Origin of the sequence: Nocardiopsis endophytica (assembly GCF_027706725.1) — a bacterium.
GTDB lineage: Bacteria > Actinomycetota > Actinomycetes > Streptosporangiales > Streptosporangiaceae > Nocardiopsis_A > Nocardiopsis_A endophytica.
In genome coordinates this window covers 1-22,316 of record NZ_JAQFWQ010000074.1, presented here as the reverse complement: position 1 = coordinate 22,316, position 22,316 = coordinate 1, and the positions used below count along the sequence as shown (strand labels likewise).

The 22,316-nt window shown below is 73.2% G+C and carries 18 protein-coding genes; 4 read left to right on the top strand and 14 right to left on the bottom strand.

Translation table 11 applies throughout. From position 1 onward, the window contains the following. Positions 1 to 31 precede the first annotated feature (31 nt). The 8 genes from O4J56_RS21930 to O4J56_RS21895 all read right to left on the bottom strand — a co-directional run bounded on the left by O4J56_RS21930 (position 32) and on the right by O4J56_RS21895 (position 11,176). Complete coding sequence (locus O4J56_RS21930; protein ID WP_270688254.1) at positions 32 to 595, bottom strand: TIGR03086 family metal-binding protein; 564 nt, start codon at positions 593 to 595, stop codon at positions 32 to 34. Between the two features lie 79 nt (positions 596 to 674). After that, positions 675 to 1,463 carry a helix-turn-helix domain-containing protein gene (locus O4J56_RS21925; protein WP_270688253.1) on the bottom strand — a complete coding sequence of 263 codons (789 nt, stop codon included), beginning with the start codon at positions 1,461 to 1,463 and terminating at the stop codon, positions 675 to 677. A gap of 29 nt (positions 1,464 to 1,492) precedes the next feature. Further along, positions 1,493 to 1,903 (bottom strand): type II toxin-antitoxin system VapC family toxin, encoded by a 411-nt coding sequence (locus O4J56_RS21920; protein ID WP_270688252.1) that lies wholly within the window; start codon positions 1,901 to 1,903, stop codon positions 1,493 to 1,495. Continuing rightward, positions 1,890 to 2,150: a type II toxin-antitoxin system Phd/YefM family antitoxin gene (locus O4J56_RS21915; protein WP_270688250.1), complete on the bottom strand. Its 261-nt coding sequence runs from the start codon at positions 2,148 to 2,150 to the stop codon at positions 1,890 to 1,892. The genes O4J56_RS21920 and O4J56_RS21915 overlap by 14 nt, the downstream gene beginning before the upstream one ends. A gap of 154 nt (positions 2,151 to 2,304) precedes the next feature. Beyond that, positions 2,305 to 7,332, bottom strand: a complete 5,028-nt coding sequence (locus tag O4J56_RS21910) for a DNA repair ATPase (RefSeq protein ID WP_270688249.1) — start codon at positions 7,330 to 7,332, stop codon at positions 2,305 to 2,307. Between the two features lie 7 nt (positions 7,333 to 7,339). Further along, positions 7,340 to 9,361 carry a flotillin family protein gene (locus tag O4J56_RS21905; RefSeq protein ID WP_270688248.1) on the bottom strand — a complete coding sequence of 674 codons (2,022 nt, stop codon included), beginning with the start codon at positions 9,359 to 9,361 and terminating at the stop codon, positions 7,340 to 7,342. Positions 9,362 to 9,556: 195 nt separating this feature from the next. After that, positions 9,557 to 10,198 (bottom strand): DUF1449 domain-containing protein, encoded by a 642-nt coding sequence (locus O4J56_RS21900; protein WP_270688247.1) that lies wholly within the window; start codon positions 10,196 to 10,198, stop codon positions 9,557 to 9,559. Positions 10,199 to 10,267: 69 nt separating this feature from the next. After that, complete coding sequence (locus tag O4J56_RS21895) at positions 10,268 to 11,176, bottom strand: DMT family transporter (RefSeq protein ID WP_270688245.1); 909 nt, start codon at positions 11,174 to 11,176, stop codon at positions 10,268 to 10,270. A gap of 223 nt (positions 11,177 to 11,399) precedes the next feature. On the opposite strand from O4J56_RS21895, the gene O4J56_RS21890 reads away from it, so the two are divergent. After that, complete coding sequence (locus tag O4J56_RS21890) at positions 11,400 to 12,059, top strand: ClpP family protease (RefSeq protein ID WP_270688243.1); 660 nt, start codon at positions 11,400 to 11,402, stop codon at positions 12,057 to 12,059. Between the two features lies 1 nt (position 12,060). Continuing rightward, positions 12,061 to 12,672, top strand: coding sequence for a ClpP family protease (locus O4J56_RS21885; RefSeq protein ID WP_270688242.1), 612 nt, complete (start codon positions 12,061 to 12,063; stop codon positions 12,670 to 12,672). 30 nt (positions 12,673 to 12,702) lie between these two features. Here the strand turns inward: O4J56_RS21885 and O4J56_RS21880 are convergent, their stop codons facing one another. Continuing rightward, positions 12,703 to 13,008 carry a helix-turn-helix domain-containing protein gene (locus tag O4J56_RS21880; protein WP_270688271.1) on the bottom strand — a complete coding sequence of 102 codons (306 nt, stop codon included), beginning with the start codon at positions 13,006 to 13,008 and terminating at the stop codon, positions 12,703 to 12,705. Positions 13,009 to 13,418: 410 nt separating this feature from the next. Here O4J56_RS21880 and O4J56_RS21875 point away from each other — a divergent pair, with 410 nt between their 5' ends. After that, on the top strand, positions 13,419 to 13,685 hold the full coding sequence (locus O4J56_RS21875; RefSeq protein ID WP_270688241.1) for a type II toxin-antitoxin system Phd/YefM family antitoxin: 267 nt from the start codon (positions 13,419 to 13,421) through the stop codon (positions 13,683 to 13,685). A 304-nt stretch (positions 13,686 to 13,989) separates the two neighbouring features. Continuing rightward, on the top strand, positions 13,990 to 16,281 hold the full coding sequence (locus tag O4J56_RS21870) for a terpene synthase family protein (RefSeq protein WP_270688240.1): 2,292 nt from the start codon (positions 13,990 to 13,992) through the stop codon (positions 16,279 to 16,281). A gap of 77 nt (positions 16,282 to 16,358) precedes the next feature. Here O4J56_RS21870 and clpB read toward each other — a convergent pair whose 3' ends face one another. From clpB to O4J56_RS21845, 5 genes are all read right to left on the bottom strand, one after another. Beyond that, positions 16,359 to 18,980, bottom strand: coding sequence for an ATP-dependent chaperone ClpB (gene clpB / locus O4J56_RS21865; protein ID WP_270688239.1), 2,622 nt, complete (start codon positions 18,978 to 18,980; stop codon positions 16,359 to 16,361). A 104-nt stretch (positions 18,981 to 19,084) separates the two neighbouring features. Continuing rightward, the gene (locus tag O4J56_RS21860; protein WP_408639159.1) at positions 19,085 to 19,588 is read right to left on the bottom strand and encodes a heat shock protein transcriptional repressor HspR; all 504 of its coding nucleotides are present in this window, start codon (positions 19,586 to 19,588) and stop codon (positions 19,085 to 19,087) included. Positions 19,589 to 19,593: 5 nt separating this feature from the next. Beyond that, a complete protein-coding gene (dnaJ, locus tag O4J56_RS21855) occupies positions 19,594 to 20,754 on the bottom strand; it encodes a molecular chaperone DnaJ (RefSeq protein WP_270688238.1) in 1,161 nt (386 codons plus the stop codon). Positions 20,755 to 20,835: 81 nt separating this feature from the next. Continuing rightward, positions 20,836 to 21,510: a nucleotide exchange factor GrpE gene (gene grpE, locus O4J56_RS21850; protein ID WP_270688236.1), complete on the bottom strand. Its 675-nt coding sequence runs from the start codon at positions 21,508 to 21,510 to the stop codon at positions 20,836 to 20,838. 37 nt (positions 21,511 to 21,547) lie between these two features. Then, positions 21,548 to 22,316 (bottom strand): Hsp70 family protein (locus tag O4J56_RS21845; protein WP_270688235.1); only part of this gene is annotated, 769 nt, incomplete at its 5' end.

The following is a 22,316-nucleotide window of genomic DNA, read 5'->3' as shown; positions in this document are numbered from 1 at the left end:
TGGACCCACGTCATCGCAGGTCGGAACGGGTTCAGCGTGCGGGTCGCGGGTCGCGGCCGAGGTAGGCGAGGAGGTGGTCCTGCTCGCTCGCGCCTTCAGGGAGCTCCACCTCCGGGCCGCAGATGCCCTCCATGCGGATGGTCTCGCCCCAGTTGCGGGCGTCGGCGGCCACCCGGCGCACCTCGTCGGCCGGCAGCTTCTCGTCCTGCCCGGTGGCGCGGGCGATGTCCCAGGCGTGCACCAGCAGGTCGGTCCCGAGGAACTCGTCGACCGTCCGCTCCAGGCTGGTGCGCCCGAAGTAGCCGTCGTACTCCGTCCCGGCCCGGTCGGGGTCCTCCAGCAGGGCCTGCATGGCTGCGACCGCGTCGGCCCAGGCGCCCTTCGGGTCGTCGGAGGCCGTGCGCGGCAGGTCTGTGATCCGGACCCCGGCGTAGGTCGGCATGTTCCGGTGGTTGTCCAGCATGTGGTCGAGGACGTCCCGCGCCGTCCACCCCTCGCAGGGCGACGGGGCGTCCCAGCCGTCGGCGGGCACGGCCTCGACGCGGCGGGTGAACTCGGCTGCAAGAGCGCGGTAGCGCTCGGAGATCTCGCTCATGGGACGAGTCTCGTGGACGGGCCGGTCGGGCCGCTTGTACGGATCGGACGCCTTCGCCTCGTCCTCCTCCGGCCTCGTCTCATCCGGCGTCCGGCATGTCCCCCACGCCGTCGGTGAGGTGCATCCCCAGCAGCGCGCTCGGCGGCACTCCGGCGAGGGCGCGGGAGTCGCGGTTCAGGTGGGACTGGTCGGTGTAGCCCGCCATCGCCGCCAGCACGGACAGGTCGGTGGTGGCGGCCGGGTGCCGCGCCAGGCGGAGGAACCGCTGGAGGCGCAGGATGCGGCGGAGGACGGCGGGGCCGTACCCGAACGCGGCCACGCAGCGCCGGTGGAGCTGCCGCTCGCTGAGCGCCGACCCCCGGGCGAGGTCGGCGACGGTGGTCTCCGGTGCGGCGGTGAGGATCCGGGAGACCTCGTCGGCGGTGGAGGCGGACCGGGACCTCGGCACGCCGGGCGCGGGACGGGCCTCGGCGCGGTCCCGCACCATGCGCTGGAGGAGGGACAGGCGCTCGTGGGGGCCGGAGGCCTCGTGCAGGCGCTCCAGAAGCACCCGCTGCTCCCGGGCGCCGAGGACGTCCTCCACGTCCACCCGTTTGTTCAGCGCGCCGGGCGTGTCCAGCCCGAGCACGGAGGCCGCGCGCCCCGGCCGCAGGCGCACGCCGACCGCCTCGACTCCGTCGGGCAGCGAGAACGACCAGCCGGAGGTCTCGGGCCCGCAGACGACCAGGCGCCCGGTGCTCAGCCAGAGGACGTCCACACACCCGTCGGGGACCAGGAGGTGCTCGGCACCCCCGGCCCACGCGGTCCAGGCGGTGACCAGCTCCCCGGAGAGATCCGGCTCTGCGGCCACCGGTGTGTACCAGGACATGTCACCAAGCCTAGGTGGCGTCCTACGCGTCAGACGGGATGGACCGTTACGGCGTCTCCGAGGCCCTTGAAGTCCTCGATGTTCCGTGTGAACAAGGGGAGTCCTCGCGACGAGGCCGTCGCCGCGATCATCAGGTCCATACGCCGGGGTTTCGGGTTTCTGCCAGCGGCGACGATGAGCGCTGCGAGTGTCCCGTATCTGGCGGCGGCTCGCGCGTCGAAGGGGATCGGGTCGAACTGTGCGACCACGGTCTGGAGCTTCTCTGTCCGCTTGGCCTTCTCCGCCGGGTCCTTCGCCATCGCGATCCCCTGGTGAAGTTCGACCAGGGTGATGGCGGTGACCATCGGATAGTGGGGAAGTGCATCGGGGGCTAGCGCACCGGCATCGATCAGGACGCACGTGTCGAGAACGCCCGTCTCCGGAAGTTCAGACGGCGTCATCACCGAGCCGGTCCTCGGTACCGAAGAACTCGTCCGCTTCTCGCCTCATCTGGGCATAGTCGATCGGGGGCAGGTCGCGGTGGCTCGCGACCAAGTCTGCAGCGGTGATCCTGCGCTTGGGGGCCAGCGGGCGCACCTCGACGACCTCGACGCCGTTCCGCGTAACGTGGAACGTCTCACCGTTCACTGCCGCATCTATGACCGCACTGGTGTTGTCGTCGAACTCCCGTTGGGTGATGGTCTTCATACCAGGAGTGTAGGTCCGCCCCTCTGACCTTGCCACGGCTTTCCGTGATCGGCTCCGCGTCAGGCCGCTTCGGCCGGAAGGGCGAGAGGCGCCCCCGGAGATACCGGAGGCGCCCGTGCGATTGGTGTCATTTACCGCCCTGGGACCGCGGGATCTACGCCCCCTCCGGTCCTCCGAAGCGGTCGGCCGCCCTGGTGATGGCGGTCTCCACCGCGCCCACCTTGTCGGCGAGCAGGCCCACGGCGCCCACGGCCCTGCCGATGGGGTCGTCGCCGTCCCCGGCCAGGGTCTTGCCGCGGACGTAGGCCTCCTTCACCTCGCGCCAGCGCTCGGCCTGCTCCGGGGTCATCGTGCCGCGGATCTCGGCCAGCTTCAGCAGGTTCGACTCCGCCCCGGACGTCAAGGTCTGCGCCTCGCCCAGGTAGTGGTCGTCGATCGCCGCCTCCAGCTCGTCCTCGTTCATCGCCGGGACGATCTTCTCCGCCAGCCGGTTCATGTTCCGGTAGGACCCCTGCAGGCGGAACGGCGGCTCGGTCCGCGACTCCTCCGCCTGGGCCGCCGAGGCGATGTAGGCCTGGTTGTTGGCCAGCACCACCTGCTGGACCCGCAGCAGCCGCCGCAGCACCCCCAAGATCTGGTCCAGCTCCACCCGCGAGTACGGGTGGCTCAACCGGTCCGGGCGCACCGAGTCGTCGCCCCGGGCCATGCGCACCAGCAGCTCCACGTCCCCGCGGTCGCGCCCCGACAGCGGCGCCAGCACCGGGTTCGACGTCAGGGCGTTCTCGATGTAGCTGAGCGCGAAGACGTCCTCCTTCCCGGAGAGCACGTCGCCCAGGTTGTACACGTCGGCACGGTTGGCCAGCATGTCCGGGATCCGGAACCTCTGCCCCTGCTCGGTGTAGGGGTTGCCCGCCATGCACACCGCGAAGCGCTTGCCCCGCAGGTCGTAGGTGCGGGTGCGCCCCTCCCAGACGCCCTCCATGCGGCGCTGCCCGTCGCACAGCGAGATGAACTTCTGCAGCAGCTCCGGGTCCGTGTGCTGGATGTCGTCCAGGTACAGGAGCACGTTGGAGCCCATCTCCAGGGCGAAGTTGATCTTCTCCACCTCCTGGCGGGAGGTGGCGTCCGGGGCCTCGGCCGGGTCGAGCGAGGTGACCGCGTGCCCCAGCGAGGGGCCGTTCACCTTCACGAACACCAGCCCCAGGCGGCTGGCCACGTACTCCATCAGCGTGGTCTTGCCGTACCCCGGCGGGGAGATGAGCAGCAGCAGCCCGCTCTGGTCGGTCCGCCGCCCGTCCCCGGCCGCCCCCAGCTGCTTGGCCAGGTTGTCCCCGATCAGCGGCAGGTAGGACTCGTCCAGGAGCCGGTTGCGCACGAACCCGCTCATCACCTTGGGCACGTACTCGTCGAGCCGCAGCCTCCGCCGCTCGGCGTCGATCAGCTCGGTGCGGCGCCGCTGGTAGGCGCGGAACGCCGGGACGCGCTCGGCGCGGAACCGCCGGGTGCGCTCCAGGAACTCGTCCAGCCGCAGCTCCAGGCGGCGGCCCGAGATGCGCGGGTGCGTGCCGAGCAGCCCCTCCACGGTGGCGGACGGCTCCGCCGAGGAGTCGTACCGGTCCACCAGGCCGCCGCACAGCTCCGCGGCGACCGCCTCCTCAAGGAAACCGCCCAGCTCCTCCTCCCTGCCGGAGGCGACCACGTGCGCCCCGAGCCACGCCGAGGCGAGCTGGCGCCGCTCGGCCGGGCCCTTGAGCGCCTCCAGGTCGCCCGCGTACTCCTTGTACGAGGACGACGCCGCCCCGCCCAGCGCGTCGCGGAAGCCCTCCAGGAGCTCCCGCGCCCCCGCGCTGGTGCCGAACCCGTGCCGGCCGGTGCCCAGCTCCTCGAACAGGTACTCGCCCGCGGCGTCCGCCGCGTCGGCCAGGTCGTCCAGGCCCGACCCGGCCAGGAAGGCCCCGACCGCCCCGGACAGCTCCCCACGCAGCTCCCCGATGGCCGGGGAGCCGTGGAAGCCGAACACCGTGCGCGCGCGGGCCAGCGACACCGCCCGGGTGCGCCAGGCCTCGCGCTCGCCCTCCGCGGCCCCGAACGCCCAGAACACCTGGGCGGCCGCGCGGGCACGGACCGGGTAGCGCAGCAGGCCCGCCGCCGCCCGCAGCCGCAGCAGCTCCCGCAGGATCAGCTGCGCGTCGTGGTCGTGCACGCCGCGCTCGTAACCCTCGTCGTAGCGCTCCTCGGCGGCCTTGCGGACGATGTCGGCCAGCGCGGGCCCACCCTTGTCGCCCGGCTCGCGCAGCGCCGCCTCGGACAGCTCCTCCAGCGTGTACCCGCCGGCGCCCTGCTCGGCCTCGGCCAGCAGCGACGCCGCCAGGTGCTCGGCCCGGTACACCGCGGCCGTCTCGCTGGGCAGCAGCTGGTCCCAGAAGTCCCGGGTGTCCTGGAAGGCCTCGTCCCGCACCGGGCGCCGGAAGTCGGTCCCGGTGACGGTCACCGCCATCTCGCCCTCGTGCGGCACCAGCGTCAGGTCGATCGGCTGGGTGTTGACCGCGAACCGGTGCCGCCCCAGGCGAAGCGTCTCTCCGCCGCCCTCGAACAGCTCCAGCCGGTCCTGCAGCGACCGCCCGGCCTCCTGGCGGGCCGCCTTGACCCGCCCCTCCAGCTCGTCGGCGCGCACCGCGTCGCCCAGCGCGCGCAGCTCCTCGGAGGTGGAGCGGAGCTTGGCGACCATCGGGTCGGAGGCGAAGTAGGTGTTGACGTCCTCCACCGACTCCATGGACGCCACGCGGCGCCGCACCCCGGTCAGGATGCGCTCGGCCGACTCGGCCAGCCGGTCGGCCCGCCGCGCGCGCTCGTCCAGCAGGGCCTGCTTGCGCGCCGAGAACGCCTCGTAGACGTCCTCCCGCTTGGCGGCCAGGTCGTTCAGAAAGTCGTCGAACTCCGAGAACCGCGACTCCAGGTTCTCCAGCTGCAGCATCAGCCGCCCGAGCTGCTCGTCGCACCGCTCGGGGGTGTCCGCCGCCGCCAGCGCCCCGGTGACCGACTGGCCCAGCAGCGCGAACTCGGCGGAGAACTCGGCCCGGCCCTCGGCCTCCAGCAGCTCCTTGCGGCGGGCGTCCAGGGCGGCGCGCGCCCGGTTCACCCCCGCCAGGACCTCGCCGACCCGCTCCAGGATGGAGGTGCGCACCTGCGCGTCGCCGACCTCCAGGGAGCCCACCACCTGGGTGAGCACCTCCAGGCCCTCGGTCTGGGCGGCCAGCCGGTCGGCGACCTCCTCGGCCTCGGAGGCGGCGCCGATCGCCTCGGCGTCGGCGGCCAGCCGGTCCACCTCGGCGTGGTAGCCGGTGAAGGCCCCCTCGCCCTGGAGGAAGTCGACGGTGCGCTTGCCCGCAAGGTCCAGCTCCTCGCCGAGCCGCCCGTCGAGCGCGTCCAGCCGCTCGCCGTCGATGTAGCGCATGTCCCGCAGCGCGGCCACCCGCCCCTGGGCGCGGCGGAGCTCGGCCAGGCGGCGGACCCAGGCGTCGGCGGTGTCCCCGGTCTCCCCGCGGGAGCGGCGGACCAGGCCCAGCAGCTCGGTCTCGGCCTCACCGAGCGCCTCGGCGGCCTGCTCGGTGAGCGCCTGGACGTTCTCGAACTCCTCCAGCACCTGCTCGGCGGTGGCGCGCACCCGCTCGGCGGCCTCGCCGGGGGCGCCCAGCTCCTCCTCGCCGAGCCAGTGGTAGTGGTCGCCCAGGCGGCGGCAGGCGGCGATGAGCGCCTCGAACACCGCGGCCGAGGGGGACATCTCCTCGACCATGCGCACCACCGACAGGCAGTCGGAGATGCCGCGCACCAGGTCGGGGTTGCCGATCCGCTCCAGCGGGCCGGTCCCGGCCGGCTGGGCCGCCGCGTGCAGGTCGGACACGAACGGGGTGCGCCACACCTGCAGCGGGTGCACCCGCGTGGGCTCGTCCGACCCGTTGCGGAACACCACCATGGTGCCGTCGTCGAAGAGCGAGTAGCCGTGGCAGGAGATCGGGTTGGCGACCTCCTTGCGGATGACGTTGTAGGGCAGCAGCAGGGTGCGGCCCTCCCGGCGGGCGTGGAAGGCGTACAGCACGTCCTCGCCGTTGGGCGAGCGGATGGCCCGCTCGAACTCCAGCTCCTCCACCTCGGTGTCGAAGGTCTTGTAGGTCCCGGTGGCCAGGTAGTAGCCGCCCGGGAAGATGATGCCCTGGTCCTCGGGGAGGCGGCGGCAGGCCTGGCCGATGCCGTCCAGCCGCCGCACCTCCTTGGTGCGGGTGTTGAACACCAGGTAGCGGTGGTCGGACTCGTTGTAGGGCAGGATGCGCAGCAGGACCAGCGGCCCCACCTCGGCGTAGCGCACGTCGGCGTCGGCGAGGCTCTGCAGCGGCTCGTCCACCGGCTCGCTGTAGACGCCCTCGCCCACCTCGGTGTTGTTCTCCACCTTGATGGTCAGGTCGCCGCCGACGGTCTCCACGAACAGCTTCCCGCGGATGGAGATGTGCGGGTGGCGCCCCTGCACGTGGTCGTCGCGGGTGGTCTCGGTCCACTCGAAGTCGTGCGAGGGCGGGAAGACGTGGTCGCGCTCGCCGCGCGCGTCCCGGTAGGACACGTCCCCCTGCGGGGTGGTGTCCCAGCGCAGGACCCGCACGTCGTCGGTGCGCGGCCCGGTCTGGAAGACCGCCAGCAGCCGCCCCTCCACGTGGCGCAGCTGCATCAGGCGGGTCTCCCGGTAGTACCGGTACAGCTCGCCGAAGTCGCGCTCGAACGCGGGCGCGTCCAGCAGGCCGGGCACCCCGCCGGGGCCGGCCTCGGTGAAGGACAGCCCCTCCCCCTCCGCGTCCCGCTCGAAGGCGTGCAGGCTGAACACGTCGCCGACCGCGGTCTCGGGCTTGAGCCCGATGAACACGTTGTAGCCGAACAGCATGAGCCCGCCGACCGACACGATGTCCCGCGGCACGCAGTTGTTCTCGGTGCGGATCCGCTCGGTCCCCAGCAGCCGCAGCTCGCCGGAGCCGAACACCCCCAGCCGCCGCCCGTTCAGCTCCTCGGCGCGCCGCGCCAGCTCCTGGGCCTGCTCGGACAGGCGCGCCCGGAGGACCTCGTAGGTGCCCTGGTCGAGTCCGGCGGGGGCCGGCGCGCCCTCCTCGGGCGCGCCGGCGCCGTCGTGTTCCTCCGTCACCGGCGGCTCACCGCTTCACCGGTGCGGCGCCGTTGTCCAGCGCGGCCACGCTCTGCTCGGCCACGCCCATCTCGCGGGCGGTGTCCAGCAGGGAGCGCAGCTTGTCGGAGTCGGGCGCCCCGCCGTCGATGAGCTTCATCAGCAGCGCCGACACCGACAGGTTCTTGACGTCCTCGGTGCCGACCCGGGACAGCACCCCGGTCAGGTCCGCGGCGAAGTCGCGCTCGCCGCTGAGCCAGTCGCCGGCCAGGCTCTGGGCGACGCCGGAGCCGCCGACGAACCCGTCCACGGCCTTGCCCATGCCCACCGCGTTGACCATCCGGTCGAAGAACATGCCGTCGCCGCCGACGATGTTGATGTCGGCCTTCTCCAGGCCGGTCGCCAGCACCGTGGCCTGCGCCTCGGCGACCTGGCGGTGCACGTCGATCCCGGCCAGGCGGACCTCCTTCTCGGCCTCCAGCCGCAGGCGGTACTCCTCGTGCTCGCGGGTGGCCTGGTCCAGCGCGGCCATGGCGCCGGCCTTGTCGTTGAGGCCCTCGGCCTCGGCCTTGAGGTTGGCGGCGATGGCCTCGGCCTCGATCGCGGCCTTCTCCTTGGCCACGGCGTTCTCGGCGCGGCCGACCTTCTCCAGGGCGGCGGCGTCCTGCTCGCGGACCTGCACGGCGGCCAGGCCCTCGGCCGCGGCCTCGGCCTGCTTGCCCTCGGCGAGCCGGATCTGGGAGCGCGCGTCCAGGTCGGCGGCCTGCTGCCGGGCCTCGGCCATGGTGAGCTCCTCGGCGGCCCGGTGCTTGGCGGCCTCCTCGGCGGCCTCGGCGGCCTTGATGTCCTTGACCAGGTTCTCCTGGGCCTCGGCCTCGGCCTTGATGATGATGGCCTGCCGCTCGCGCTCGGCCTCCTCGACCGCGCGCAGCTTCTTGATCGCCTCCTCCTGCTCGGCCACGGTCTTCTCCACCGCGACCCGCTCGCGGACGACGTCGGCGACCTCGCGGCGCTCGGCCTCGACCTCCTTGTCCTTGGCGATGGTGGACAGCTCGGTCTCCCGCTCGCGGCCGATGACCTCCAGCATGCGGTCCTTCTCGATGCGCTCGCTCTCCACGGCGATGACGCGCTCGCGGTTCTTCTCGGCGACCGCGATCTCCCGCTGCTGGTTCTCCCGCTGCACGCCGAGCTGCTCCTCGGTGCGGATCTCGGCGGCGCGGGCCTTGAGCCGCTCCTCGGCCTGGACGCGCTGGGTCTCGGCCTCCTCGCGGGCCTGGATGGTGGCGATCTCGCGCTCGGCGCGGGCCCGGGCCTCGGCCTCCTGGCGCTCCAGCTCGGCCAGGGTCTCGGCGGTCTCGGTGTCGTTGCGCTTGATCTCCTTGTCGCGCTCGTTCTCCAGCTCGTTGGTGAGGCGGTGCTGGATGGCGGTGCGCTCGGTGATCTTGGTGATGCCCTCGGCGTCCAGGATGTTGTCCCGGTCGTGGGCCATCAGCGGGGTCTGCTCCAGGTGCGCGATGGCCGCGTCCTCGAGCACGTAGCCGTACAGGTCGTTGCCGATGACCTCGACGATGCGGTCGCGGAACTCCTCGCGGTGGGTGTAGAGCTCCTCGAAGTCGAAGTGCTTGCCGACCGTCTTGAGCGCCTCCTCGAACTTGGCGTCGAAGAGGTCCTGCAGGTTCTCCTGGCTGCTGGCGTTCTCCACGCCGATGCTCTTGGCGATCCGCAGGATGTCGGACTTCTCCGGGTTCACCCGGATGAAGAACTTGATGCTGATGTCGGCGCGGATGTTGTCCTTGCAGACCAGGCCGTTGCGCCCGCTGCGCTCCAAGGCGATGGACTTCTGCGAGATGTCCATGACCTCGGCCTTGTGGATGACCGGGAGCACCACGGCGCCGGTGAGCGACACGTCGTCGTGGCGGAACTTGTTGATGATCAGCGCTTCGCCCTGGCGGACCTTCTGGAACATCTTGAGCAGGATGAAGGGGACCAGGACGGCGATGAGCAGGAGTACGGCGATGAGGACACCGCCGGCGACGCCGATTGCTTCCATACGGGGCGAACTTTCTACGTGGTCCGGATCGTGCGGGGCGGCTCGTGCGGGCAGGGGTGAGGCGTCCGGGGCCGCAGGGGCCGGTGCCGCGGGACGTCCTCGGCACCTCAGACGGGGGCGTGCACGGGGCGGTTCCGCGTGCGGCCGGATTCGGCCAGGTCACAGCCGCCCGCTCGGGGAGCGGGGCCGGGCGGCTCAGGTGTCGCCGGGGTCCAGGGCGGGGTCGAAGCGCGAGACGCGGTAGAAGCCGGCCTCGGTGTCGTGGTCGAAGATGAGCGCGGTGTCGCCGGAGGAGAGGAGCTCCCCGCCGATGGTGCGCACCTGCACCGTCATGCTGGAGCCGTCGTCGAAGACCACCTCGCCCTGGCCGAACCCGTCGTCGACCCGGCCGGTGCGCACCGTGCAGGTGCGCCCCACCAGGTCGTGCCCGGTGCGCACGCGGGCCGAGCCGGGCAGCAGGCGGCGCACGCCCACCGCGACGCCGCTCGTCACGCCCCAGGCCACCATCACGGCGATGACCAGGACGAGGACGGAGGCGATGACGACGACGGGGGTGGACAGGCCAAGGGATTCGATCACGACGACTCCGGCCAGCGCGGTGAACCAGGCGAAGGCGGTCAGCAGCGACAGCGCCACGGTGGCGGGCATCCCGCCCAGCCCCACGGCGGTGAGCACGCCGGTCAGGCCGCCGGGGGAGCCCTCGGCCTCGGCGCCGCCGTCGAGGAGGCCGATGTCGAGGACGCCCGCCAGCGCGGTCAGCCAGTAGGCGACGACCACCAGCAGCGGGACGCTGAAGAGCACCGTGGGGAAGGCGAGCGCCGCGTCGAAGAAACCCATGGCGTGCCCGGCCGCTCCCTCCGGCGTCGGTCCGCACCCGGGCGGTCCCCGGGGCGGTGCCCGGCGATCCTACCGGCAGGAGGTGCCCGAAAGCGCCGGTGAGGGCCGGGATGACCGGGTTCGGCCAGCTCGGAAGGGGTCCGCCAGCAGGGCGATGCCGTAGCCCGCGAGCAGTGCGCACAGCACCGCCACCCCGGTCCCCGGCCAGCCGCCGGAGTAGGTCTCGCCCATGAACGCCACCCCCGCCACCGAGGCCGCCACCGGGTTGGCCACCGTGGTCACCCCGAGCGGGGCGCCCAGCTCGGCCCCCTGGTAGGCGGCCTGCGCCAGCAGCAGCCCGGCGATGGCGATCAGCGCGGTGCCGCCCGCGGCCGGGTGCGCCAGGGCGGGGGCGGCCCCGCCGTCGGCGGCGACGGCGATCACGGTCTTGGCGGTGGCCGAGGCGACCCCGAAGGCGATCCCGGCGGCGGCCGCCAGCAGGTGGCTGCGCCAGACGGGGGAGGGGACCCGCCCGGCCGTCCAGGCCAGCGCGCCCAGCAGCGCCGCCGTCCCGCCGACCACGAGCGCGCCGGTGCCGGTGCCCATCGGCCGCCCCTCGCCGCCGGTCACGGCCACCGTCAGGAGCACCCCCAGCGCCAGCACGGTGAGCAGCGCCCCGCGCCATTCCCGCGCGGTCACCCGGCGCCCGGACAGGCGGGCCGACCAGGGCAGGCCGAACACCAGCACCAGCACGCCCAGCGGCTGCACCACGGTGAGCGGGGCGAAGGCGAGCGCGCCGACCTGGAGGGCGGCGCGGCCCGCGTTCAGCGCGGCGGCGCCCCACCACAGGGGGTGGCGGGCCAGCGCGGCCAGCGACCGCCCGGCGGTGAGCGGCTCCGGCACGGCCAGGGCGAGCCTGCGCTGGGCCACCGCGGCGGCCGTGTAACAGGCGCAGGAGAGCACGCCGAGCCAGATCCCGAGCCAGACACCGATCGTCATGGAACCGAGCCTTCCGGACATTCCCCGCGTGTGCGTCGTCCCGGGGGCGACACCCGGTGTACGCCCTGTGCCGTATGCGGCCCCTCCCGCGGGTGCAGGGCTCTGCCCGCAGCAGATCTCCCCAGGGCAGAAACCGTGGCCCGCGCGGCCGGGCGCACCGCAGGGTGGAGGGACCGGCGGCGCGGTAGGCCCCGCCGGACGGACGGAGACGAGGAGGAGGACGATGCTCACCAGCGAGGCGTCCGAGGCCGCCCCCGGCGGGGGGTTCGGCGACCAGGTGCTCACCGGGCTGCTGCACGGCCGGATGGTGGTGCTGGGCTCGGAGATCGACGACGCGGTGGCCAACCGGGTGTGCTCACAGCTCATGCTGCTGGCCTCGGAGGACCCCAAGCGCGACATCACGCTGCTGATCAACAGCCCCGGCGGGTCGATCACCGCCGGGCTGGCGGTCTACGACACCATGCGGTTCATCCCCAACGACGTGGCGACCCTGGTCATGGGGTCGGCCTACAGCATGGCCCAGGCCCTTCTGTGCACCGGGACGGCGGGCAAGCGCTACAGCCTGCCGAACGCGCGGATCATGATGCACCAGCCGTCCGGGGGGATCGGCGGGACCGCCGCCGACATCGCCATCCAGGCCGAGAACCTGGCGCACACCAAGAAGACGATGCTGCGCATCCTGTCCGAGCACTCCGGGCAGTCGGAGGAGACCCTCGCCGAGGACCAGCGCCGCGACCGCTGGTTCACCGCGCAGGAGGCCAAGGAGTACGGGTTCGTGGACCGCGTGGTGGAGAGCGTCGCGGAGATCGGCGGCGAGACCGCGCGCCGGTTCGGGTTCGGGATGGCCGCCGGCGTGGCGGCGAGCACGGCGAAGGGGGAGTGAGATGGCGCAGAGCTACACGATTCCGACGGTGGTCGAGCGCCGCCCGGAGGGCGAGCGCGCCTACGACGTGTTCAGCAGGCTGCTGTCGGAGCGCATCGTCTTCATCGGGACACCGCTCGACGACGGGGTGGCGAACGTGGTGATGGCGCAGCTGCTGCACCTGGACTACGAGAACCCGGACCGGGACATCCAGCTCTACATCAACTCGCCCGGCGGCTCGAACACGGCGCTGACGGCCATCTACGACACGATGAGCTTCGTCCGCGCCGACGTGGCGACCGTGTGCATGGGGCAGGCCGCCTCCGCGGCGGCGGTGCTGCTGGCGGCGGGCGCCCCGGGCAAGCGCGCGGCGCTGCCGCACTCGCGGGTGCTGCTGCACCAGCCCTCGGCCGAGGGGCAGGGGACCGCGGCCGACCTGGAGATCCAGGCGGCCGAGGTGCTGCGGATCAGGGCGCAGGTGGAGGAGATCCTGTCCCGGCACACGGGGCAGACGACCGAGCGGCTGCGGGAGGACACCGACCGGGACAAGATCTTCACGGCCCAGGAGGCGCTGGAGTACGGGATCGTCGACGGCCTGGTGTCGGCACGGGACCTGGCGGCGCGCGCGGCCTGAGCGGGCGGCGCGGCGCCGGGCCCGTGCCCGTCAGGCGGCGAGCATGACGGCCCGGTGCCCGCCCGCGGGGCCGCGGCCCAGGGAGCGGGGCACGCCCTGAACGGGGAGGACCGCCGGGGCGGCCAGCTCCATGTGCAGGCCGCCCACCAGGTCGACCAGGCTCAGGCCGAGCGCCTGCCGGATGGCGGCGAGGACCTCCGAGGACGGCTCCTTGCGGCCCCGCTCGACCTCGGAGAGGTAGGGGAGCGAGACCTGGGCGGCCTCGGCCACCTCGCGCAGGGTGCGGCCCTGCTCCTGGCGGACGCGGCGGAGCATGGCGCCGATCAGGTCGCGCATCAGCGGCTCGTCGTCGGGGACGGGCGCGGGCACGGGCGAGGGGGCGAAGCCGGGGCCGTAGGGGCGGTCGGGACCGCCCCCGGGGCCGGGATCGGACTGCGGAGCGGGTTCGGACACGGCTGCCTCCCCAGCGTTGTCGCGGGCGTCGCTGCCTTCCGAACATAGTGCGCCCCGCGCGCGTCGGCCACGCCCGCCGGGGCGGTTCCGCGCCGGGCGTAACGCACGGGGGCCGCGGACCCGGTACTCGCCCACGGCCCCCGCACTCCTGCGGTCACCCCTGAGGGAGAGGGGGAGGCACCCGGTCAGAGGGAGGTGGCCCGGGCGCCTCGGTCGATCATGACGCAAATGATTGTCATTTTCAATAGTGTGCATGTCACCCGCGTCCCGTGGGGCGGGTGCACCATCGGAGGATGAACGACATGCCAGTGGAGTCCATTCGCATGGTCCGCGACCACATGGCGGTCGTCGTCGACCGGGCGGAGAGGGACGGCGAGCCGACCGTGATCACCCGTCGTGGGAAGGAGGTCGCCGCCGTCGTCCCGATCGAGCTGCTCCGGCGCTATCAGCGGTTCGAAGAGCAGGAGATCGCTCGAATCGTCCGCGAGCGCATGGGCGGCTCGGAGCCGGGGATTCCGCTCGCCCAGGTCATGGCCGAGACGCTGGCGCGACCGGAGTGAGCGGACACCGGACGCTCTTCAGGCCGTAGGCGCGTGCTCGTCCGGGGGTCCACGCCGGTCACCGTTCGGAGGTCTACGACTGACCGCCCGCCGTTTCGGGCGGGGGTGGCGGTGAAACGGGGGGTGAGGGGGCGGACACATCGGGTGTCCGGAACCCGGGGGGCAAAGCGGGCAAGGCTCCATGAACCCGGGCGGTCCGCGCCCGATCCGCGCCGAGGGCGGGACGTGCGGTCCGCCCCGGATCTACGCTGCCTGCGAAGTGGTGCGCGCCCCGGCTCACGGTCGACGAGAGAGGCCCCCTGTGATGGACGCCTTCGAGCTGCCCGCCTTCTACCTCCCGTACCCGGCCCGCATCAACCCGAGCCTGGAGACCGCGCGCGAGCACAACGCGGCGTGGGTCCGCCGCACCGGGCTCATCGGCTCCGGCTCCCGGGGGCCGGACGGCGACGGCGTCTGGGACGAGGCCTCACTGGCCGCGATGGACGTCCCGCTGCTGGCCGCCTACGCCCACCCCGACTGCGACCCGCGCACCCTCGCGCTGATGACCGACTGGTACACATGGGCGTTCTTCCACCGGGACGAGTCCCGAGCGCGATTCCGCAGCGCAAAGGACCGCCCCGACGCGCGCGACCGCATCGCGCTCCTCGAAGGGGTCCTGGAGGACAGAGGCGCGGAGTCCCCGGCCCCCGCCGCCGAGGCCGGCGAGGACAACGACAACGAGGACGAGGCGGAGCCCGCGCCCCCGCCCCCGTCCGTCGTCGCCCTCGCGGACCTGTGGGAGCGCACCGCGCCCGCCCTGCCCGAGAGCCTGCGCGACCGGTTCACCGCCGACCTGCGCGGCGTCATCGCCGACCCGCTGCGCGAGCTCGACCAGCGCGGGCGCGAGCGCGCCCCCAACCCGGTCGAGCACCTGCAGGACCGGCGCGCCGGGGGCGGGGGCCTGTTCTGCGCCGACCTCGCCGAGTTCGCCGCCAAGGCCTCGGTCGGCGACGCGGCGCACGGCCGCGCGGTCCGCGTCCTGCGCGAGGCCTTCGCCGACGCGGTGCACCTGCGCAACGACCTGTTCTCGGCCCGCGCCGACGCCGCCGACGGGCGCCGGGACAACGCCGTGCAGGTGTACGGCGCCTTCCTCGGGTGCCCGGACCAGGAGGCCGCCGAGCTGGTCAACGACCTGCTCACCTCCCGCATGGTGCAGTTCGAGGACACGGCCGTGGGCGAGCTGGCCGAGGGGCTCGCGGCGTCGGGCGGCCTGCCGGGGGAGGCGGCCGCGGCGGCCGCGCTGGCCAAGGCGCTCCAGGACTGGCAGGCGGGCGGGCACGAGTGGCACGCGGCCACCGGCAGGTACGCGCAGGAGCGCGCCCCGCGGCCGCCCGCGGCGGCGTCGGGGCCGACCGGCCTGGGGGCGTCGTCGGTGCGGGTGCCCGCGATGAGCCTGAACTTCGCCCCGGGGCTGAACCGCCGCGCGCGCAAGCACTCCCAGGAGCTGTTCCAGGAGACCGGGCACCTGCCGCTCCCGGACATCCCGATCCACTACCCGCTCCGGATGAGTCCGCACCTGGACGCGGCGCGCGAGCACTCGCTGGAGTGGGTGCGCTCCATGGGCATGCTCGACGAGGTGCCCGGCGTGGGCGCGGTGGTGTGGAGCGAGGACAAGTTCACCGGGTACGACCTGGCCCTGTGCGCCGCCGCCATCCACGCCGACTCCTCGCTGGAGAAGCTGGAGGTCTCCACCGACTGGCTGTGCTGGGGGACCTACGGCGACGACTACTACCCGCTGGTCTACGGCGGCCGCCGGGACGTGGCGGCGGGGCGGCTGTCGCACGAGCGGCTGGGCGCCTTCATGCCGCTGGACCTGGGGCTGGTCCCGCAGCCGCTGGACCCCATGGAGCGGGGGCTGGAGGAGCTGTGGCGCCGGACGGCGGCGCCGCTGCCGATGGCGGCGCGCGAGGCTTTCCGCACGGCGGTGCGGGAGATGACGGCGAGCTGGGTGTGGGAGCTGGACAACCAGGCGGCCAACCGGGTGCCGGACCCGGTGGACTACCTGGAGATGCGGCGGCGCACCTTCGGGTCGGACATGACGATGGCCCTGGCCCGCATGGAGGGGGCGGGGGACGTCCCGGCGGAGGTGTTCGCCACCAGGACGGTGCGGGAACTGGAGACGTCGGCCCAGGACGTGGCGTGCATCCTGAACGACCTGTTCTCGTACCAGAAGGAGGTCGAGCGCGAGGGCGAGGTCCACAACATGGTGCTGGTGGTGGAGAACTTCCTCGGCACCGACCGCATCACCGCCCGCGACGTGGTGGGCGACCTGCTGCGGGTGCGGCTGGAGCAGTTCGACCGCATCGACCGTGAGTCCCTGCCCGAGCTGTTCGACGACATGGGGCTGGACGAGCGGGCCCGGAACGCACTGCGGCGCTACTCGGACCTGATGAAGGACTGGCTGTCGGGGATCCTGAACTGGCACCGCGAGGTGGTGCGCTACCGCAAGAAGGACCTCGAGGGCGAACCGGCCCCGCGCAGGGCGGCGATGGACCTGGTATCCCGCGCCGCCATGAGGATCCCCTCGGGCCCACCGGTCCCGGGAGCACCGAGGTAACGAGCCGGGCGGGCCGTCCGGCAGCGCTGCCCCAAGGGCCCCCGGCGACGTCGTCGCCGGGGGCCCTTGGGCCCGGGTCAGGCCGCCGCGGGTTCGGGGGCCTTGACCACGGTCAGGCGGTCGGCGGCCTCGTCCAGGTCGACCTTGACCGTGTCGCCCTCGCGCAGCTCGCCGGAGAGCAGCTCGCGGGCCAGCGGGTCGCCGATCGCGGCCTGCACCAGCCGGCGCAGCGGCCGCGCCCCGTAGGCCGGGTCGTAGCCGGTCAGCGCCAGCCACTCGCGGGCCGCCGGGGTGACCTCCAGGGTCAGGCGCCGGTCGCCCAGGCGCCGGCCGAGCCGCTCCACCTGCAGGTCCACGATCCGGGTCAGCTCCTCGGTGGACAGCGCGTCGAACATGATCACGTCGTCCAGCCGGTTCAGGAACTCGGGCTTGAAGGTGTTCTGCACGACCTGCATCACCTTGTCCTTCTTCGCCCCGTTCTCCAGCTGCGGGTCCACCAGGAACTGCGAGCCCAGGTTCGAGGTCAGGATGAGCAGCGTGTTGCGGAAGTCCACCACCCGCCCCTGGCCGTCCGTCAGCCGCCCGTCGTCCAGGACCTGCAGCAGCGTGTCGAAGACCTCCAGGTGCGCCTTCTCCACCTCGTCCAGCAGCACCACCGTGTAGGGCCGCCGCCGCACCGCCTCGGTGAGCTGGCCGCCCTCCTCGTACCCGACGTAGCCGGGGGGCGCCCCCACCAGCCGCGACACCGAGTGCTTCTCCGAGTACTCGCTCATGTCGATGCGCACGATCGCGCGCTCATCGTCGAAGAGGAACTCCGCCAGCGCCTTGGCCAGCTCGGTCTTGCCCACGCCGGTCGGCCCGAGGAACAGGAACGATCCGGTGGGCCGGTCCGGGTCGGAGATGCCCGCCCGCGCCCGGCGCACCGCGTCGGACACCGCCGCCACGGCGCCGCCCTGCCCGATCAGCCGGTGCCCCAGCTCCTCCTCCATGCGCAGCAGCTTGGAGGTCTCGCCCTCCATCAGCCGCCCCACCGGGATGCCGGTCCACGACGAGACCACGTCGGCCACGTCGTCCGCGCCGACCTCGTCCTTGACCATCGTGTCGCCGTGCCCGGACCCGGGCTCCTCCTCGGCGGACTCCTCGGCCGAGGTGGCCTCCTCCAGCTGCTTCTCCGCCTGCGGGATCTCGCCGTACATCAGCCGCGACGCCTCGGCGAAGTCGCCCTCGCGCTGCGCCCGCTCGGCCTTGGTGCGCAGGTTGTCCAGGTGCGTCTTCAGGTCGCCGACCCGGTTCAGCCCCGCCTTCTCCTGCTCCCAGCGGGCGTTGAGCCCGTTCAGCTCCTCCTGGCGGTCGGCCAGGTCCGCGCGCAGCCGCTCCAGCCGCTGCACCGAGGCCGGGTCCGACTCCTTGGCCAGCGCCATCTCCTCCATCTTCAGGCGGTCCACGGTGCGCTGCAGCTCGTCGATCTCCACCGGACGGGAGTCGATCTCCATGCGCAGCCGGGAGGCCGCCTCGTCGATCAGGTCGATGGCCTTGTCGGGCAGGAACCGGGCGGTGATGTAGCGGTCCGACAGCGTCGCCGCCGCCACCAGCGCCGAGTCGGCGATCTGCACCTTGTGGTGGGCCTCGTAGCGCCCCTTGAGCCCGCGCAGGATCGCGATGGTGTCCGCCGCCGACGGCTCGCCCACCAGCACCTGCTGGAAGCGGCGCTCCAGTGCGGGGTCCTTCTCGATCCGCTCCCGGTACTCGTCCAGCGTGGTCGCGCCGACCATGCGCAGCTCACCCCGGGCGAGCATGGGCTTGAGCATGTTGCCCGCGTCCATCGCGCCCTCGGCGGCGCCCGCGCCCACCATGGTGTGCAGCTCGTCGATGAACGTGATGATCTGGCCGTCGCTCTCCTTGATCTCGTTGAGCACGGCCTTGAGGCGCTCCTCGAACTCCCCGCGGTACTTGGCGCCCGCCACCATCGCCGACAGGTCGAGCGAGATCAGCCGCTTGTCGCGGAGCGACTCGGGCACGTCCCCGGCGACGATGCGCTGGGCCAGCCCCTCGACCACCGCGGTCTTGCCCACGCCCGGCTCGCCGATCAGCACCGGGTTGTTCTTGGTGCGCCGGGACAGCACCTGCACCACCCGGCGGATCTCGGTGTCCCGGCCGATCACCGGGTCCAGCGCGCCCGAGCGGGCCCGGCCGGTCAGGTCGACCCCGTACTTCTCCAGCGCCTGGTAGGTCTCCTCGGGGTTCTGGCTGGTGACCCGGCCCGGGCCGCGCACCCGGTCGAAGGCCTCCAGCAGCGCGTCCGGCGTGGCCCCGGCGTCGGTGAGCAGCCGGGAGGCCTCCCCGCCGTCGGCGGCCAGCCCCACCAGCAGGTGCTCGGTGGAGACGTACTCGTCCTCCATCTTCTGCGCCCGCTGCGCCGCCGTGTTCAGCGAGACGATGAGCCGGCGCGAGCTCTGCGGCGCGCTGACCGTGCTGCCGCTGGCCTTGGGGATCGCCTCCAGCGCCTGGTCGGTGCGGCCGGCGAGCTGGTCGGGGTCGGCGCCGACCTCCTTGAGCAGCGGCCGGATCACGCCCTCGCCCTGCTCCAGGAGGGCGGCGAGCAGGTGCACCGGCTCGACCTGCGGCGCGCCGTCGGCCGTGGCACGGCGGATGGCCGTGGAGAGCGCTTCCTGGCTCTTGGTGGTGAGTTTGTAGTTCATGTCGTCGCCGCCCCCTTCGTGCGAATCCCTATGAGGTTGTGCAAATCGGACGTGCGCCGCCGCGGCCCGGCGCTCGGCGCCGGGCCGCGCCCCCTCCGGGCGCGTCAGTCGCGGCGGGGGTCGTCCCGCCGGTCATCGCCGGGCCGGTCCCCGGGCCGGTCGTCCCGGCGCTCGTCCCGCCGCTCGGGCTGGACCGCGGCGCCGAACACCGTCACCCGGGTGCGCCGCACCGGCATCAGCTCGCCGCCCGGTCGCGGCGGCGGCCCCTGCGCCGCGGCCCCCCGGCGGGCCACCGCCGAGCGCGCCGCCTCCAGCTCGTTGTGCAGGTGGAAGACGGTCTCGCGGAGCTCGGCCACCTCCCGCTGCAGCTCCAGGATGCGCTTGATCCCGGCGAGGTTGATGCCCTCCTCCTGGGAGAGCCGCTGCACCTCGCGCAGCATCTGCACGTCCCGCGCCGAGTACCGGCGCCCGCGCCCGGCGGCGCGGCCCGGCGAGACCAGGCCGAGCCGGTCGTACTGGCGCAGCGTCTGCGGGTGCAGCCCGGACAGCTCTGCGGCGACCGAGATGACGTAGACCGGGGCGTCGTCGCCGAGCCCGCCGTGGTTCATCATGCTCACGCTCCCTTGGCCTGGGCCTCCAGACCACTGCGCGGATCGTGGTCGGAGGTCGCGGCGCGGTACTTCTCCAGCGCCTCGCGCGCGTCGGCGCTGATCGTCTGCGGCACCTGCACCTCGACCGTGACGAGCAGGTCGCCGAGGGTCCCGTCGCGGCGGCGCGACCCCTTGCCGCGCACCCGCAGCGTCCGCCCGCTGGGCGTGCCCGGCGGGATCTTCACCGTCACCGGCACCCCGCCCAGGGTGGGCACGCGCACGTCGGCGCCGAGCACCGCCTCGGGGAAGGTCACCGGGACCGTGATGGTCAGGTTCTCGCCGGACTTGCCGAACAGGGGGTGCTTGTGCACGCGTACCACCACGTAGAGGTCTCCGGCCGGGCCTCCGTGCTCTCCCGGCGCTCCCTTGCCCGCGATCCGGATCCGCTGGCCGTCGGAGACGCCGGCGGGGATGCGCGCCTGAACGGTCCTGCTGCTCTTGCCGCGGCCGCTGCCGTGGCAGGTGGGGCACGGGTCGTCGGTGACCAGGCCCCGGCCCTTGCACTCGCTGCAGGGCTCGGAGAGGGAGAAGCCCCCCAGGTTCTTGCTCTCGTGCCCGGTGCCCGAGCACTTGGGGCACATGCGCGGCGAGGTGCCCGCGCGCGCTCCGGTGCCCTTGCAGCTCGGGCACGCCGCGTCCGAGGTCAGCGTGAACGAGCGGGTGACCCCCTCGGCCGCCTCGGTGAAGGCCAGCGTGGTCTCGGTCTCGACGTCGGCGCCGCGCCGCGGCGTCGTGGTGGTGCGCCCGCGCCCCCCGAACAGGCCGCCGAACAGGTCGCTGAGCCGGTCGCCGCCGCCCGCGCCGCCTCCGCCGCCCGGGCCGCCCCCGAAGAGGTCGCCCAGGTCGAAGCCGCCGGGACCGGTGCCGCCGCCCGGCCGGTAGGAGCCGCCGAACAGGGAGCGGGCGTCGTCGTACTCCTTGCGCCGCTTCTCGTCCGACAGAACGCTGTAGGCCTCGGAGATCTCCTTGAACCGCTCCTCGGCCTCGTCGTCGCCCTTGTTGGCGTCGGGGTGGTTGGCGCGCGCGAGCTTGCGGTAGGCCTGCTTGATCTCGTCCTGAGTGGCCGTCTTCGAGACTCCTAGGACCTTGTAGTAGTCCTTTTCCAGGTAGTCCTTGGTGCTCATGGACGTGTGCCTTCTCCCCGCTCCGCGCCGTCGGTGGTCCGCGCCCCGGGCACCTGGGGGTGCCCGGGGCGCGGTCGCGTCCTACTTCTTCTCTTCGTCGTCCCCGGCCTCCGGGGCGGCCTCCGCGGCCGGGGCGGACTCCTCGGCGGAGCCCTCCCCGTCCCCGTCGGCCTCCTCGGCGGGGCCGGCCACGACCACCCGGGCCGGGCGCAGCACCCGCTCCCCGATGAGGTACCCCGGCTGGAACACCTCGATCACGGTGGGCGCCTCGACCCCCGGCTGGGGGACCATCGTCAGGGCCTCGTGCACGGTCGGGTCGAACGCGTCGCCCGACTCGCCGTACTTGGTCAGCCCCAGGCGGACCACCACCGACTCCAGCGCCTCGCCGACCGACTTGAAGCCGCCGGTCAGCTCGTCGTGCTCGCGCGCACGGCCGATGTCGTCGAGGATCGGCAGCAGCTCGCCGGCCACCTGGGCCACGGCCTGCTCCTTGACCGCGGCCCGGTCCCGGTCGACCCGCTTGCGGTAGTTGGCGTACTCGGCCTGCAACCGCTTGAGGTCGTTGGTGAGCTCGGTGACCCGCTGGTCGGCGCCCGGGGCACCGGCCGCCTCCTCCTCCGCCGGGGCGTCCGCCTCCTGCTCGGGGGCGGCGCCGTCGGGGGTGCGCAGCTCGCCGGTCTCGGGGTCGACGCGCCGCTTGTCGCGGATCACCGGCCCCTCGCCCGCCTCGCCGTTCTCGTAGTCAGGCAGCGCCATTGGCCGCACCTCCTAGCTAGAAGAGTCCGACCGCCGCTCAGGCCTGGCCGTCGCGCTTGCCGTTGTCCTCGTCGACGATCTCGGCGTCGACGACGTCGGCCTCCTCCTGCTGGGCGCCGCCGGCCGCGGAGGCGTCCGCGCCGCCCTCGGCGCCCGCCTGCTGCTGGCCGTAGATGGCCGAGCCGATCTTCTGGCTGGCCAGGGCGACCTTCTCGCTCGCCGAGCGGATGGCCTCGACGTCGGTGCCCTCCAGGGCCTGCTTCAGCTCGCCGAGCGCGGCCTCGGTCTCGGACTTGACCTCGGCCGGGATCTGCTCCTCGTTGTCCTTGATGACCTTCTCGGTCTGGTAGACGAGGGACTCGGCGTTGTTGCGGACCTCGGCCTCCTCGCGGCGCTTGCGGTCCTCCTCGGCGTACTGCTCGGCCTCGCGGACCATCTTGTCGATGTCGTCCTTGGACATCGCCGAGCCGCCGGAGATCGTCACCGACTGCTCCTTGCCCGTGCCCAGGTCCTTGGCGGTCACGTTGACGATGCCGTTGGCGTCGATGTCGAAGGTGACCTCGATCTGCGGCACGCCGCGCGGCGCCGGGGGCAGGCCGGACAGGTCGAAGACGCCCAGCTTCTTGTTGTACTGCGCGATCTCGCGCTCGCCCTGGTAGACCTGGATCTGCACGGACGGCTGGTTGTCGTCGGCCGTGGTGAAGATCTCCGAGCGCTTGGTCGGGATCGTGGTGTTCTTCTCGATGAGCTTGGTGAACACCCCGCCCTTGGTCTCGATGCCCAGCGACAGCGGGGTGACGTCCAGC

Coding starts and splice junctions, on each gene's coding strand:
- O4J56_RS21930 (WP_270688254.1), bottom strand. CDS start 595: ATGAGCGAGATCTCCGAGCGCTACCGCGCTCTTGCAGCCGAGTTCACC.
- O4J56_RS21925 (WP_270688253.1), bottom strand. CDS start 1,463: ATGTCCTGGTACACACCGGTGGCCGCAGAGCCGGATCTCTCCGGGGAG.
- O4J56_RS21920 (WP_270688252.1), bottom strand. CDS start 1,903: ATGACGCCGTCTGAACTTCCGGAGACGGGCGTTCTCGACACGTGCGTC.
- O4J56_RS21915 (WP_270688250.1), bottom strand. CDS start 2,150: ATGAAGACCATCACCCAACGGGAGTTCGACGACAACACCAGTGCGGTC.
- O4J56_RS21905 (WP_270688248.1), bottom strand. CDS start 9,361: ATGGAAGCAATCGGCGTCGCCGGCGGTGTCCTCATCGCCGTACTCCTG.
- O4J56_RS21900 (WP_270688247.1), bottom strand. CDS start 10,198: ATGGGTTTCTTCGACGCGGCGCTCGCCTTCCCCACGGTGCTCTTCAGC.
- O4J56_RS21895 (WP_270688245.1), bottom strand. CDS start 11,176: ATGACGATCGGTGTCTGGCTCGGGATCTGGCTCGGCGTGCTCTCCTGC.
- O4J56_RS21890 (WP_270688243.1), top strand. CDS start 11,400: ATGCTCACCAGCGAGGCGTCCGAGGCCGCCCCCGGCGGGGGGTTCGGC.
- O4J56_RS21885 (WP_270688242.1), top strand. CDS start 12,061: ATGGCGCAGAGCTACACGATTCCGACGGTGGTCGAGCGCCGCCCGGAG.
- O4J56_RS21880 (WP_270688271.1), bottom strand. CDS start 13,008: ATGCGCGACCTGATCGGCGCCATGCTCCGCCGCGTCCGCCAGGAGCAG.
- O4J56_RS21875 (WP_270688241.1), top strand. CDS start 13,419: ATGAACGACATGCCAGTGGAGTCCATTCGCATGGTCCGCGACCACATG.
- O4J56_RS21870 (WP_270688240.1), top strand. CDS start 13,990: ATGGACGCCTTCGAGCTGCCCGCCTTCTACCTCCCGTACCCGGCCCGC.
- clpB (WP_270688239.1), bottom strand. CDS start 18,980: ATGAACTACAAACTCACCACCAAGAGCCAGGAAGCGCTCTCCACGGCC.
- O4J56_RS21860 (WP_408639159.1), bottom strand. CDS start 19,588: ATGAACCACGGCGGGCTCGGCGACGACGCCCCGGTCTACGTCATCTCG.
- dnaJ (WP_270688238.1), bottom strand. CDS start 20,754: ATGAGCACCAAGGACTACCTGGAAAAGGACTACTACAAGGTCCTAGGA.
- grpE (WP_270688236.1), bottom strand. CDS start 21,510: ATGGCGCTGCCTGACTACGAGAACGGCGAGGCGGGCGAGGGGCCGGTG.